Here is a 14,001-nt window from a genome sequence, read left to right on the forward strand (position 1 = left end):
GAACACTGGCACGCGCCGCCCCCTGCCCGCCCTGCCCCCGACCCAGCTTGTCGGCGGCGCGTGCCAGTGTTCGCAAGGGGTGCAGGATACGTCCGATCAGCGCACCGCTGAGCAGCATCAGCGCGATCGCCGGGATCAGCGCGAGCAGCACCCGCCCGAGCGCGAGATCGAGTGTCCGAACCCCTTCACGCATCCGGAAGCTGAGCAGCGATCCGTCATCCAATCGCAGATCACCCGAAACGACAGACGTCCGCCCCGGTGAGGTCAGCCGCAAATGGATATCGGTCGCCGCCAGCGACGGCTCCCAGTCGACGATCTGGCGCTGCATGCTGTCCATGGCAGGGGCGATCTTCGGCCGTGGCGGCGCAGAGGACGACCAGCTGACGATATAGCGATCGGTGGTCAGCTCCTCGGCCACCTCCGGTCGTTCGCCGGCGGGGCGTTCGTTGAGCACGCGACGGGCGACGATAAGATGTTCGGCCAGACGCCGGGCTTCGTCGTCGCGCACCGACACATGGCTGGCGCGTTCGTAGAGATAGGTGGAAATCGCGAACTCGATCGTAACCGCCAGCAGCAGGATCGCGACGATCCGGCCGAGCAGGCCGACCGAGGGGCGGATCACCGCCGTTCCACCGGCACGTTCAGCATATAGCCGACGCCGCGCACCGTGACGATCGGCGCAGCCCCGCCCGCCCCCGACAGCTTGCGGCGGAGGCGGCTGACCAGCACGTCGATGCTGCGGTCGGAGCTGTCCCCGATCCGCGCGCGCGACAACTCGATCAGTCGCTCCCGCGCGATGACACGCTGCGCATTGTCCAGAAAGGCGACGAGCAGGTCGAACTCCGCCCCCGTCAATTCCACCTGTGCACCCGAAGGCGACATCAGTTCGCGACGCGGCAGATTGGCGGTCCAGCCGTCAAAGCCCAGAATTCCCGCCTCGCGCTCGCCCGGCGTGTTTTCCAGTCCGCCGCGACGCAAAACGGCGCGGATGCGTGCGACCAACTCGCGGGTGCCGAAAGGCTTGGCGAGGTAATCGTCCGCACCCAGTTCCAGCCCGACCACCCGGTCGACCTCGCTTCCCTTGGCGCTGATGAAGATGATGGGAACCGTGCTTTTCTGGCGGACCTGGCGGCAGAGATCGATACCGCTCGTGCCCGGAAGCATGATGTCGAGCAGGATCAGATCGATCTGCCCCACCTCCAGCGCCTGCCACATCTCGGGCGCGGCATTGGCCAGCTTCACGGCGAAACCATTTTCCTGAAGCGCACGCGCTGTCAGGGTGCGGAGGGCGGGATCGTCCTCGACGATCAGGATGGTGGGCGGCGTCACCCCCTTTGGCTAGGCAGGTCCCGTCCGTCCGTCAACGTCTTCGCCCGGTTGATCCGCGTCCAGCCGCGTCAGCCCGGCGGCGTAAAGTCGGCCGCGTTCCGCATAGCCAAAGGCGGAGGTCCGCAGCCGCGCGATCTGCTCGGGCTCCAATGTCCGGACGGCGCGCGCGGGTGCCCCGACGATCAGGCTGCCGGGCGGAAACACCTTGCCCTCCGTAACCAGCGCGCCAGCGCCGACCAGCGACCCGGCCCCGATTACCGCGTCGTTCAGGACGGTTGCGCCCATGCCGATCAGGCATCCGTCCTCCACCGTGCAGCCATGCAGGATCGCGCGGTGCCCGACCGTGCAGTCCGCCCCGATGGTCAGCGGGCTTCCGGGATCGGAATGAAGGGCCGCGCCGTCCTGGATGTTGGTCCGCGCACCGATGTGCACGGGGCCGTTGTCGGCGCGGACCACCGCGCCGAACCAGAGGCTGACCTGTTCGCCCAGCACGACCTCGCCGATGACGTCCGCCGAGGGGGCGATCCAGGCGGTGTCATGAAGGACCGGCCGGCGTTCCTCCAGTGCGTAAAGCGGCATCAGGCCTTCTCCTTCGACTTGGCCTTCGCACGATAGCGGTGGAGCAGCGGCTCGGTATAGCCATTGGGTTGTGCCAGCCCCTCGAAGATCAGCGCACGGGCCGCCTGCATCGCCAGGCCGTCCTTCGTCATCGGCTGGTAGAGCGGATCGCCCGCATTCTGCGCATCCACCTTGGCCGCCATGCGCGCCAGTGCCTCCTCGACCTGATCGGCCGAGACGATGCCGTGATGCAGCCAGTTGGCGATATGCTGCGACGAGATGCGCAACGTTGCCCGATCCTCCATCAGGCCGATATCGTGAAGGTCGGGAACCTTGGAACAGCCCACCCCCTGATCGATCCACCGCACGACATAGCCGAGCAGCCCCTGCGCATTGTTGTCGAGTTCCGCCGCGATCTCCTCAGACGACCAGTCGGGCGCTTCGGCAATGGGCGGGGTGAGAAGCCGTTCCAGCGAGGCGACTGGTTCGGCGGCGCGCTGGGCTTGACGGGCGGCGGTGTCGATGCGGTGATAATGGGTGGCGTGCAGCGTGGCCGCAGTCGGTGACGGCACCCAGGCGGTGGAGGCGCCCGACAGCGGATGCGCCCCCTTTTGTGCAAGCATGTCGGCCATCCGGTCGGGGGCCGCCCACATGCCCTTGCCGATCTGTGCCCGACCGGCAAAGCCGCAGGCCAGCCCGATCTGGACGTTGCGATCCTCATAGGCCGCGATCCAGTCGCATTCCTTCATCGCCGCCTTGCGCACCACCGGACCGCCCAGCATCGCGCTATGGACCTCGTCCCCGGTACGGTCGAGGAAACCCGTATTGATGAAGACGATCCGGTCCTTCACCGCATGGATACAGGCGGCCAGATTGGCCGATGTCCGGCGCTCCTCGTCCATAACGCCGATCTTGATGCGATGCCGGTCGAGGCCCAGCATATCCTCGACAGCGTCGAACAGGCGGTCGGCGAAGGCGGCTTCCTCCGGCCCGTGCATCTTGGGTTTGACGATATAGATCGAGCCGCCGCCCCGCATCGCGATCAGACTAGTGACGATCGCATCGAGGAAACCCTCGGGCGCTTCGCGACCGTCCGCCAGCCTGACCGCGGGCGTGGTCATCAGATGGCCGACATTGCGCACGAAGAGCAGACTGCGTCCCGGCAATGCGAAGACGGTGCCGTCGGGGGCGCGATATTCGCGATCCGACGCCAGCGTTCGCGTGATGGAGCGGCCACCCTTCTCGATCCGCGCCGTCAGCGTGCCATCGATCAGGCCGAGCCAATTCGCGTAGCCCGCCACCTTGTCTTCCGCATCCACCGCCGCGACCGAATCCTCCAGATCGCAAATGGTGGTCAGTGCCGACTCCAGCACGACGTCCGCGATCCCGGCCTTGTCGGTACGACCGATCGGGTGGTTCGCATCAACCATGATCTCGATATGCAGGCCGTGATGGCTGAACAGCCAGCCCTTCTCGCTCCGCCCCCGGAACAGCGATGGGTCCTCCAGTCGCTCGATGGCGGTGGCAAGGTCGGGCACCTCATCCCAGCCCCCGGCAATCGGCAGGGCCTCGTCCAGAAATTCACGCGCCCAGCGGATCACCGCCGCCCCGCGCTCGGGGTCATAGCCCGTACCACCCGAAACAGGCGCGATGGCGTCGGTGCCGTATAGCGCGTCGTACAGGCTGCCCCAACGGGCATTGGCGGCATTGAGCAGGAAGCGCGCATTGAGCATCGGCACCACCAGCTGCGGCCCGGCCCGCGACGCGACTTCCTCGTCCACATGCTTTGGTGCGATGGTGAAGGGCGCGGGCTCGGGAACCAGATAGTCGATCTCGGTCAGGAACGCCCGCTGCGCCGCTCCGTCGCGTACTCCGCCCTGTCGATACCAGTCGTCGATCTCGGCTTGCAGAGCGTCACGACGACGCAACAGAGCGTCATTCTCCGGGCCGAAGCGGGTGATGATATCGGCTATACCGGCCCAGAAGCGATCCGGATCGACGCCGCTGCCGGGGAGCGCATGGTCCTCCAAAAAGCGGAAGAGAGCGGGGGCAATGGACAGGCCGTGGCGGTCGATCATGCGGCTTTCCTGAAGCATAAAACTCTCCTTTTGCCCGATGACCGGAATGATAGAGCATCGCCATTCGCGTCGGTAGTCGGCATAATCGAATAGCTGTCGATCGCCGGAGGAACGAATGGACCCCGATATCGCATTGTTCGTCGATGTCGTTCGTGAGGGCAGTCTGGCGGGCGCGGCGCGTCTTTGGCGCCTGTCGCCCGCCATGGTGTCGAAACGAATTGCCCGGCTGGAGGGTCGATTGGGGATACGGCTGCTCCACCGTACGACCCGCCGTCTGGCCCCGACCGCGGCCGGGGCCGCTTTCCATACGGACGTCGCGCCGCTGGTCGCCGGGCTTCGCGCGGCCGAGGCGCGGGTGGCGCAGAAGGGTGGCGGCCCCGCCGGTCCGCTTCGGATAAGTGCACCGACTTCGTTCGGGCGGATGTGGATCGCGCCGTATTTGACCCCGTTTCTCGATCGCTATCCGGCGATCCGGCTTCGGCTCGATCTGACCGACGATTTCGTCGACATGATCGACAGCGGCATCGATCTGGCGATCCGGATCACGGCGACGCCACCTTCCGGACTGGAAGCGCATCGATTGGCCGACAACCGCCGAATTCTTTGCGCAAGCCCCGCCTATCTCGCCCGAGCCGGAACTCCGCGAAGCATCACCGACCTCGCCGACCATGCACTGCTTGCCGCGCAGGGCCAGTTTCCCTGGCGCCTCACGGGGGCCATGGTGAACGGGGAAAGCCGTGTCGAAACCTCCTCCAGCGAGGTTGTTCGTGAACTGGTCCTCGGCGGCGCTGGGATCGCGCTTCGCTCGCTATGGGACGTGGGCGACGCGTTGGCGGACGGACGGCTGGTCCGTGTCCTTCCCGCGTATGAAGGATCGGCGGCGGTCGGCATCTGGGCGCTCCATGCGGCGGCGGGGGTGCCAGTGGCGGTAGGCGCCTTGCTCGAACATCTGCGCGAGGTCTGGCGCGACGCGGCATGGATGACATGACGTGCCCGTCATTTTTCCGTGCATCGTCTCCAAGGAGCCTCTAGGCACGGGGTAACAGGGCTTAGGGAGATACGGGTCGATGGCTGGTGGTCTGGTCGCATTGCTGGACGACGTGGCGGCGATCGCCAAGCTGGCGGCGGCATCGCTGGACGATGTCGCGGGCGCTTCGGCGCGGGCGGGTGCGAAGGCGGCGGGCGTGGTCATCGACGACACGGCCGTTACTCCGCGTTATGTCGTCGGGCTGGCGCCGCAGCGCGAACTGCCGATCATCGGCAAGATCGCGCTGGGCTCGCTGCGCAACAAGCTGATCTTTCTCCTGCCGGCCGCCCTCCTGCTCAGTGCCTTTGCGCCCTGGGCGATCACCCCGATCCTAATGGCAGGCGGCGCGTTCCTGTGTTTCGAGGCGAGCGAGAAAATCCTCGAAACGCTGACCGGCCATCATGCCGAGGCGGAGGATACCGCGCCGGTCGACGCCAGACAGTTGGAGGAACGGCAGGTATCCGGCGCGATCCGGACCGACCTGATCCTGTCGGCGGAAATCATGGCCATCGCTTTGTCGGAACTTCCCGACCTGTCGATCGCCACCCAGGCCATCGCCCTGGCGCTGGTCGGCATCGCGATCACCGTGGGCGTGTACGGCGTGGTCGCGGCCATCGTGAAGATGGACGATATCGGCCTGCACCTGGCCGGTCGCGAGAATGCGACCGCCCAGGCGATCGGGCGTGGCCTGGTCAAGGCGATGCCGGTGGTCCTTCGCGTGCTGGCGATCGTCGGCACCGCCGCGATGGTCTGGGTCGGGGGCGGGATCATCGTCCATGGCATGGAAGAGTTCGGGCTGACCACCCTGCCCCATCTGATCCACGGAACCGCGCATCATGCGGGCGAGGCGCTGCCCGTCGGCGGTTCGGCGGCGGAGTGGCTGGTCGGGGCGATCGGCTCCGCCATTGTCGGCCTCGTCATCGGCGCCATCATCGTGGGCGTGCTGCACCTGATCCCCGGCAAGAAAGCGCATTGATCCGGGTCAGGCGGCCCTGACGCCATCGACCTCCATCACGTCCGGACTCAGCAGGTGGCCGGTCACGGCGACCGATTTGCCGACATGATCGATGGGAACCCGCATCAGGCGCAATTCCAGATGCCTGCCGTCATCGCCTTCCAGCACGAAGGCACCGCCCCGGCGGACCAGACGACCGCTCCGGACCAGCGGCGGGGCGGTATCGGTGCTATCGTTCGTCGTCATGTCCATATAATACTGACGGGCGTGCGCAGGTTCCGGATCAGGCAGCCCGCGCCACCCGGTCCCGTCCGCTTCGCTTCGCTTCGTAGAGCGCCTCATCGGCACGACGGATCGTGGCCCCGACGTCTTCGCACGGACGCCATTCCGTCACGCCCGCACTGAAGGTGACGGTGATCGCTTGGCTGCCGACCAGCAGCGGGGTGCTGGCAATTTCCTGCCGTAAGCGTTCGACGATGCCCGTCGCGCTGTCGAGCGTCGCGCCGTGAAAGAGGATCGCGATTTCCTCGCCACCATAGCGGGCGACGATGTCGTTTAATCTCATGCCCTTCAGCAGGCGGTCCGCCATGCGCACGAGCACTTCGTCGCCAGCGCCGTGGCCATAGCCGTCATTGATCCGCTTGAAATGATCGATATCGAGCAGCGCGAAGGTAAAGCCGTTGTCCGTAGTGATCGCCTGGTCGCGCGCATCCTGAAGCGCCGCCATCAGGGTCCGGCGATTGGCAAGTCCGGTCAGGGGATCGGTGCTGGCCAGGCGGTCGAGTTGCTCGTTCGCGGCGCGTAATGCGCTCGTCCGCTCTTCGACCATGGCCTCCAGTATTCGCGCGCGACGGCGTACGACCGCGGTAACGGCCCAGAAGGTCGCCCCCAGCAACAACAGGAACAGAAGCGCCAGCCCGGCCCGGCCTGCCCAGCTTTCATACCATTGCGGGTCGACCGTGATCTCGACGCGACGCTCGACCATCCGTGCACCCAGGCCCGGGATATAGGCCCGGAGCTCCAGGCTATAAGTGCCGGAGGGAAGATTCGTATAGGTCGCGCTGGCAGGCGTGCCTGCAGGCACCGTCATCCATGTCCGGTCGAAACCGGTCAGCCGATAGCTGTAGCGGATCGTCTCCGGCGCGTCATAATCGGCGAGGGCAAAGCCGATCCGCAGGGTACGCTTGTCCGTACCCCAGCGCAGCGACAGCGACTTGACGGCCGAGTCCACGGCCAGCGCGTGACCGTCGATATCCGCCGAACTGACGATCAATGGCCCAGAACGAGCATGGCTCAGCCGCCCCAGCAGAACGTCGGGTTGCAAGACGATCAGCCCGTCGGGCGCACCGAACAGCAGCGACCCGTCCGCCATACGCGCCGCCGCGCGTTGATTGAAGGCGCTCGCGCTCAGTCCATCGCGCTGGCTCATGACCCGCACATGGCGGCTCACCGGGTCGATGACCGAGATGCCGCCGGCACTCGCGACCCAGGGACGTTGCTGGGCATCGAGGACGAGTGAGGCGACATTGTCGCCTGCCAGCCCCTGTGTTTCCGCGATCGCACGAAAGCGCCAGCCGCCTGCCACCGGCTGACCCAATGCTACGCCGCCATAGGTTCCCACCCATATCTTGCGCCCGGACGGGATGATCGAACCGGCATAATCCTGCGGCAAGCTTCCTGGCCCGGGTGACCGGCTGGAAAAATTGGTGAACTTCCCCGCCGCCACGTTGAGACGACCGACGCCGCCGGGCGTGGCGACCATTACGCTGCCATCGGGCAGCGTGACGATATTGATGACTTCATTGTTGGGCAGGCTGTGCGGATCGGCGGCATCATGTTCGAACACCCGCACCTGTCCGTCGCTGCGCCGTCGAATGAACAGCCCCTTATAGGTGCCGATCAACAGGGAATCGGGTGTCTCGGCCAAAGAGATGACCGGAAGGTCGCCGAGCCCGTCTACCGTCAGCGCACGCTGGGACAGGCTGCGCGGATCGATCGCGACGACGCCGCGCGCGCCGACCAGGATGGTGCCATCCGACGACTCCAGCAGCGCCTTGATATCCTGCCCGCCATGCTGGCCGTTCAGGGTCAGCCGACGCACCCGACCTGCCGTCCGGTCGAGTGCATCGACGGTCCCGTTACTCAGGCCCAGCCAGACCTGATCATGTCGGTCGACCATGATTCCACGAACATTGTCGTCCGACAGCGACATGCGCGGATCGGGCATCGCCGATCCGATACGCAACGTTCCGCCGCCCAGCCCCTGCGTCCGCGCTGCGCCCATTTCGGTCGCAGCCCAGACGCCACCCGACCCGTCCAGCGCCAGTGCGCGCACCGTATCACCCGCAAGGGACATCGGGTTGGCGCTCAGGTGTCGGATGGCGGTCACGGAAAAGCCGTTGCTGGGATCGATCAGCACGATTCCCATGCCGTCGGTACCGACCCAGAGCCGCCCGCGTTCGTCTTCGACGATCGCCCTGATCGTCCGGTGCCCGACCAGGGGGGCGGCCCCCCGCAAAGAGGGCGTTTGCGAAAAGCGTGCGTCGATGCCGCGATCGGTCGATGAATAGACGCCGTCTGAACCCGTCCCGACCCATAGCCGTCCGTGCCGATCGCGCAGAATCGACCAGACGTCACGGTTGTTCGCAGCATCGACAAGCGAAGTCCGCTGAAAACGTCCGGCCCCGGCCGGCCGAACCCACAACCCGCCTTCACAACCCGCCCAGAGCGTGCCGTCCGGATCGCGGTAAACCGCAAACGCGCCCTCGCGACGCCCATCGGCAGAGCGGATCGCCGATCCCGTCATGGAGTCGAGCTGGTCGGCCTTGGCGATGTAACGATGAACGCCGCCGTCCGACGCGATATAGGCTCCTCCCGAACCATCCGGCGTAAAACCGAAAATGCGGCTGCCGGTCGTTCCATTTCGAGCCTTCAACCGGATGAACCGGCCACTCGCCGGTTCATAACGCGCCAGTCCGCCGACATTGGTTCCGATCAGCAGCCCGCCATCGGGCAATGCCAAGAGCGAGCGGACATAATTGTCCGGCAGCGAAAAAGGATCGCTCGACAAGGCCTTGAAACTGCGGACACGCTGTCCGTCATAGCGGATCAGGCCGCCGCGCGTGCCGATCCACATGGTCCCGTCGCTGGCGCGGACGACGGCCGTCGCGGTGATGTGTGGCAGGCGCACCGCATCGCCGAGCTGTGTGAAGCTGGCCCATTGCCAAGCCGCCCATGGATCGCCGCGCGCCTCTGCCCGAACCATGACGGGCAGACACAGGAGCAACAAAAGGGCAGCGGCACCGAAGGATCGGAAGCGCATCAAATCATTATCCCGCGCCCCTTTTAGGCAAGGTTCGATAAGAGGATGTTAATTTCGATCAGTGCGGCTGCCGTGATCCCGACGAACCTGGGGCTTGACGTATCCGGACTGTTCCTGTTTCGTTTTCAAGCCCGTAGCGTGCGGGCGCAAGGATCATTCCGGGCTTTTGCGTGTCAACGCCAACACCTTCTTCCGCCGAGCATCCGCAGCCTGAAGGCCGCAAGATCATCCATGTGGATATGGACGCCTTCTATGCGTGGGCTCGACGATGCTGCGACGAACAAGCGTAAAACCGGGATTTTCGCGGGGTACTGCTGCCGCTTCGATGGCGCGGCACGATGTCAGGCAATCGCTTGGCAATCACCAGATCCAGTCTCCGGTGCGCGGAGGACTCCGAACGTCATTGGCTCATCCTGATGCCAGCCCATGCCTTCTCAGCTTCTCTCGATAGGCCGGATTGCACATGCGCTCGCTCGAGAGTCGGATGCCTTTGCGGAAGTAGAGGAAGAGGCGGAGCAGGCCGATCGCCAAGGCGGCCGCGATGATCGCGAACACGGCTTCTTCGGATCGGGTCACTTCCTTGACGAGCAGGAACGTGGCAAGCACGGTTCCGCCGATGCCGTAGAAGAAAAGCGTCGACCATCCTAGAGTGAGGAAGAGCCAGAACCTCCTGAATCCGCCCATCAGCTGCCATTCGGTGACCCGGTCGGCATGACTGTTGACGGTTTTGCAGCGTGGGCAATCGATGAGCGGCTCGCCTATCCCCGCGTAGGTGCGCACGTAGCCGCCCGTCAGGCTCTCGCCGCAGCCTCGGCATTTCAGATTGACGTAGACGCCCACTTCCTCTTTCCTTCCTTCACATCCGATCCTCGCGGCAGGAACCTCAGTAGTGCGATCAAATGCGCGCCGCTTCCAGTGGTAGCGCGCGCGCTCGACACCTCGGGTACTCCGAACATCCCAGGAAGGGGTCGTAGGGTCCCGAGTCCCTCAGGATCAGCGTGCCGGTCCCGCAGATCGGGCAACGGCAGCCGGCCTTCATGGGCGCCTCGATGCGATCGTTCCCGGCCGAAGGACTGCCGCTCCGAACGGCGACGTTCCGCTTGAATCGGCACGATGGTGACCCACTGCACGCCTGGAACGTGCCGTTCCTCCCATCGATCAGCTTCAGATGGCCTGACCGGCACGAGGGGCATGGTTCCAGGAGACCCCCGGTCGTTTTGATCCTGAGGTGTCCGCCGTTCGCGAGCTCCATCAAAAAACGCGAGGGTTCACCGATCGTCGTGTACATCCGGACCTGCCGCTTGGCGCGGGTCAGGGCGACGTAGAACAGCCGCCTCTCCTCGGACATCGGGAACGGGTCCGGTTCAGGCATGGCTAGATCCAACACGCTGTCGTCTGTCTGCTTGGCCGGAAACCCCATCAGGCCCTCGGTGAGGTTGACCAGCATGACGTAGTCCGCCTCCAGGCCTTTGGAGGCGTGGACCGTCCGGAATTGGAGATCGAATGCGCTGGCGTAGGAGCGCTGCCATCGTCCGATGTCGGCGGGTCGGTCCCGATTGTAGCGTCCGAGGACCATGACGCGAGGCCGGTGGCCGTTCGATCCATGCAGGGCGCCGGAAGCGACCTGCTTCCGCAGGGCGTCGAGATGATCGCGCAGCAGGGAGGTGGACGCCTCGCTCGTCTCCGATGCATACGCCACCAGCGCCGGACCATCATACTTATTGGTGGTGACGACCGTCTTCGAGATCTGTTGGGGGTTGGCCTGGACGAAGGCGCTGGCCGCTTCGGACAGTGCTGCCGGACAGCGGAAGGTGGTGCTCAGCATGACCCTGGTGGAGTGCTCGAACGACGCCTTGAAGTGGCTCATCACGGAGAGATCGGCGCCGGCGAACCGGTTGATGCCCTGCCAGTCGTCACCGACCACGCACAGACGCGCGTCGTGGCCGCGGCTCTTCAGCAGCGCCTTCAGGAGCCTGACGCGACCACGCGAGCTGTCCTGGAACTCGTCCGCTAGGATCAGGGTGTAAGGGCTTTCGTAGCCGGCCTCGAGATGCTCGGCCGCGGCTACGATCATGTCGTCGAAGTCGATGCACTCGATCGCCCGAAGCCTCTCCTCCCATTCCGCCGATATCCGCTCGTAGAGGTCGACGAACCGCGTGAGGCGCGCCGTGTAGGCGTCGTCGGACCCGACCGGGATCGCCGCGCGGATCTGAGCGATCGTCAATCCGCTGCCCTTCACGTGCTGCTGGAAGGTCCGCAGGGTCGATGCGAGCTGACTGATGGTGGGCGGTGGCGGCCCCTTTCCCGTACGATCCGGATCGTGATGCAGGGACAGGCCACGGGATTCGAGCTCGTGTCGGAGGCGGTCGAACGATCCGGGGCTGCGGATCTCATGCGACGTCGTCTCGAACAGATCGGTGCCCCGCTCCTCGTGGAGCCCCTGCTTCCAGCGGCGTTCTCCGAGATAGTCGCCCTCGAAGTGCGGCGGCGGCATGCCTTTACGGTTGAGTGCGAAGTGCTCGTGGTAGAGCCGGACGTCCGAGTAGTAGAAGTCGGGCTTGTACTGCCCGTACCGTGACGTGACGGTGTCGTATTCGTAGGGCCGTTCGTATTCGTACGACACGCCGTGGTGGAAGAGCCAGTTCGCGATGATCCGCTCCTCGTCGCTCTTCACCCGCTCGCCGTTGGTGGTGATGATGAACGGGTTCGCGCTGTCGCGAGGCGCGCTCCAGCGATCCAGGTCCCGTCCATAGACGGTGCGGAACACGTCCCAGTCCTCGCGGAACGTCGGATCCGATCGGCGCAGGTCCTCGACTATCTCGACGATCTTGGCGACTTCGTCCGTCTGGGACCCCACCCAGGGAGCGAGGGAGGGCCGTCTGCCGGTCGCTTCGCCGATCAGGCTTAGGCCGAACGCGCTGAAGGTGCGCGCCGTGATGCGATCGACGCCTTCGAACTGCGCCAGACGCGTCTGGATGCGTGCATCCAGTTCCTTGGCGGCATCCCTGTTGAACGCGAGGACCAGGATCTGCTCTGGCGCGACGAGCCCCTCGTGCAGTGCGTACCCGGCCTTCGCGACCATCGTCGACGTCTTGCCGGATCCTGCCGCAGCGACGATCTGCACGGCGTCGTCGAAGCAGATGCAGGCGTCCATCTGCTCGTCGGTGAGCGGGTTCTTCTCGACGCTGTCGAAGAACGGCTTCAGCGCCGCCTTCCGCTCGGCGAGATGCTGGAGGTTGTGGGCGGCGAACTCGGCGAGCAGTTCCTTCAGTTTGGCCGGCTTCTCGATCGAGGTCATGAAGTAGGTTCGGTCGGCGCCCGGCAGCGGGTACGTCTCGATGATGCGGTGTGCGACGCTTTGGGAAATCCACCGGGTCCGGTCGACCTCGTGCTCCCAGCCTGCCCGCCAAGCCGCTTCGTCGGCTGCCTTCTTGCGCCGATACTCGCCGGTGTCGAATGGGGCCGGCGATCGACTGCCTGAGGACGACGAGCGGCTTCCGGAACTCGAAGCGCCCCCGGCGAGAACCAAGGCGCCAAGGACGAGCCACTCGATCATGGAGCGGGCCAGGGAAAGTCGAAGCGGCCCACGTAGTGGACGCGCCTTAGGCCCTCCAGATCGTCCTCCCACTGGCGAACCGCCTCGGCGAGGTTCGGGTTCCTGCGGCGCTTCGCGTTCCGCGCGAACGAGGCGAGACCTTCGGCGATCTTCCTGAGGCGCGTGCCCGTATCGGGCGCGCCCCACTGTCGCATGTAGGCGATGCCGTTGAGCGGCGGCAGGCGCATGACGAAGACGTGCCCGAGAAGCCGGAGCCGCTGTGCCGCGGACAACGTGCTGGATAGACCGACATGGTAGCCAAGATAGGCCAGCATGCCGATCTCCTGCCAGGCACCAGCGGCCGCACGGCCATCACCATCACCGGCGGGAGCATCGGTTGAGGGCCACGGGAAGCAGTCGGGGCTGTTTGGATCGACAGCCTGGAGACGCTCCCATTCCCGCTCCACCTCTGCCATCCGGCGCCTCGCCTCCACGACGTCGGCCGCATCCGGGTTGGCTTCGGCGAACCGCTGGAGATAGCTGAAGGCCGCCTGCCAGCGACGTTGCAGCTCGGGGAACGGTGAAACGGTCTTCGGCGCTTCGGTGCTGGCCCCCGTCCTCATCCGGGCGTTGATAGCCAGTCGGGATGCCGCGTTCGAGGCGGCACCCTTCCGTCGCACGCTGGCGGTTTCGGGGGCGGCGGGACGGACGGCGATAGGTGCCATCCCGGTCCTGCGGGCCTTGACCTTCTTCGAAACCGTCGGCTGTCCGACCGGACCCGTCCTCTTCTTGGGCGTCTTCCGCTTTTTGGTCTGTTGGGTCCGCGTGGTGCCGGCGTCCGTTGGCGTCTTCGGCTTCTGCGCTGTGCTCGGCCCGGTTCGGGCCTGACGGCGAGCATCGATTGCTACCGTCGGATGAGCGGACTTGGCGGCATCGGGTTTCGCGGGAGTGTCAGGATTGGGCATGCCCAGCGCGCTTCGCACCGCCATCTCCATGGCGGGGTTGATGGGCGCAGCATCTGAAGCGCCGCAGGCGGGCGCCTTAGCGTACGGCTTCTTGGTCGTCGACGGATGGAAGAGGACCGGTCCGGCCTGCCCTGAGGTCCGTACGACCTGCTCCGCGTGCCTAATCGCAGCCTCGACCATCCGAAGGCGCGCTGGATCCTTCCTCGTCTTCGATGAACGACTGCCCTTCATC

Annotated in this window: 10 protein-coding genes and 1 pseudogene; 2 read left to right on the forward strand and 9 right to left on the reverse strand. The window is 65.6% G+C overall.

Annotation, left to right across the window (positions count from 1 at the left end; genetic code table 11):
* The 4 genes and pseudogenes from NS355_RS08005 to NS355_RS08020 form a co-directional block, all read right to left on the reverse strand.
* Positions 1-622, reverse strand: a pseudogene (locus NS355_RS08005) (ATP-binding protein); the annotation flags it as partial.
* Positions 619-1,329, reverse strand: a complete 711-nt coding sequence (locus NS355_RS08010; protein ID WP_058745228.1) for a response regulator — start codon at positions 1,327-1,329, stop codon at positions 619-621. The pseudogene NS355_RS08005 and the gene NS355_RS08010, both read right to left, overlap by 4 nt.
* A gap of 9 nt (positions 1,330-1,338) precedes the next feature.
* Positions 1,339-1,908: a gamma carbonic anhydrase family protein gene (locus NS355_RS08015; RefSeq protein ID WP_058745229.1), complete on the reverse strand. Its 570-nt coding sequence runs from the start codon at positions 1,906-1,908 to the stop codon at positions 1,339-1,341.
* On the reverse strand, positions 1,908-3,983 hold the full coding sequence (locus NS355_RS08020) for a malate synthase G (protein WP_058745230.1): 2,076 nt from the start codon (positions 3,981-3,983) through the stop codon (positions 1,908-1,910). The genes NS355_RS08015 and NS355_RS08020 overlap by 1 nt, the downstream gene beginning before the upstream one ends.
* 97 nt (positions 3,984-4,080) lie before the next feature.
* Here NS355_RS08020 and NS355_RS08025 point away from each other — a divergent pair, with 97 nt between their 5' ends.
* Complete coding sequence (locus tag NS355_RS08025; protein ID WP_058745231.1) at positions 4,081-4,953, forward strand: LysR family transcriptional regulator; 873 nt, start codon at positions 4,081-4,083, stop codon at positions 4,951-4,953.
* Positions 4,954-5,032: 79 nt separating this feature from the next.
* Positions 5,033-5,968 carry a DUF808 domain-containing protein gene (locus NS355_RS08030; protein WP_058745232.1) on the forward strand — a complete coding sequence of 312 codons (936 nt, stop codon included), beginning with the start codon at positions 5,033-5,035 and terminating at the stop codon, positions 5,966-5,968.
* Between the two features lie 6 nt (positions 5,969-5,974).
* On the opposite strand, the gene NS355_RS08035 is transcribed toward NS355_RS08030, so the two are convergent.
* The 5 genes from NS355_RS08035 to NS355_RS08055 form a co-directional block, all read right to left on the reverse strand.
* Positions 5,975-6,193 (reverse strand): DUF5818 domain-containing protein, encoded by a 219-nt coding sequence (locus NS355_RS08035; RefSeq protein ID WP_058745284.1) that lies wholly within the window; start codon positions 6,191-6,193, stop codon positions 5,975-5,977.
* 37 nt (positions 6,194-6,230) lie between these two features.
* Entirely contained in the window at positions 6,231-9,269 is a 3,039-nt protein-coding gene (locus NS355_RS08040; protein WP_058745233.1) for a ligand-binding sensor domain-containing diguanylate cyclase, read from the reverse strand.
* Positions 9,270-9,677: 408 nt separating this feature from the next.
* Positions 9,678-10,109 carry a hypothetical protein gene (locus NS355_RS08045; protein ID WP_058745234.1) on the reverse strand — a complete coding sequence of 144 codons (432 nt, stop codon included), beginning with the start codon at positions 10,107-10,109 and terminating at the stop codon, positions 9,678-9,680.
* Between the two features lie 55 nt (positions 10,110-10,164).
* Positions 10,165-12,825, reverse strand: a complete 2,661-nt coding sequence (locus NS355_RS08050) for a UvrD-helicase domain-containing protein (protein ID WP_058745235.1) — start codon at positions 12,823-12,825, stop codon at positions 10,165-10,167.
* The gene (locus tag NS355_RS08055) at positions 12,822-14,000 is read right to left on the reverse strand and encodes a hypothetical protein (protein WP_153008132.1); all 1,179 of its coding nucleotides are present in this window, start codon (positions 13,998-14,000) and stop codon (positions 12,822-12,824) included. The genes NS355_RS08050 and NS355_RS08055 overlap by 4 nt, the downstream gene beginning before the upstream one ends.
* Position 14,001: the final 1 nt, after the last annotated feature.

This window comes from Sphingomonas yabuuchiae (genome assembly GCF_001477495.1).
GTDB lineage: Bacteria > Pseudomonadota > Alphaproteobacteria > Sphingomonadales > Sphingomonadaceae > Sphingomonas > Sphingomonas yabuuchiae_A.

Coding starts and splice junctions, on each gene's coding strand:
- NS355_RS08020 (WP_058745230.1), bottom strand. CDS start 3,983: ATGCTTCAGGAAAGCCGCATGATCGACCGCCACGGCCTGTCCATTGCC.
- NS355_RS08015 (WP_058745229.1), bottom strand. CDS start 1,908: ATGCCGCTTTACGCACTGGAGGAACGCCGGCCGGTCCTTCATGACACC.
- NS355_RS08050 (WP_058745235.1), bottom strand. CDS start 12,825: ATGATCGAGTGGCTCGTCCTTGGCGCCTTGGTTCTCGCCGGGGGCGCT.
- NS355_RS08055 (WP_153008132.1), bottom strand. CDS start 14,000: ATGAAGGGCAGTCGTTCATCGAAGACGAGGAAGGATCCAGCGCGCCTT.
- NS355_RS08025 (WP_058745231.1), top strand. CDS start 4,081: ATGGACCCCGATATCGCATTGTTCGTCGATGTCGTTCGTGAGGGCAGT.
- NS355_RS08030 (WP_058745232.1), top strand. CDS start 5,033: ATGGCTGGTGGTCTGGTCGCATTGCTGGACGACGTGGCGGCGATCGCC.
- NS355_RS08035 (WP_058745284.1), bottom strand. CDS start 6,193: ATGACGACGAACGATAGCACCGATACCGCCCCGCCGCTGGTCCGGAGC.
- NS355_RS08040 (WP_058745233.1), bottom strand. CDS start 9,269: ATGCGCTTCCGATCCTTCGGTGCCGCTGCCCTTTTGTTGCTCCTGTGT.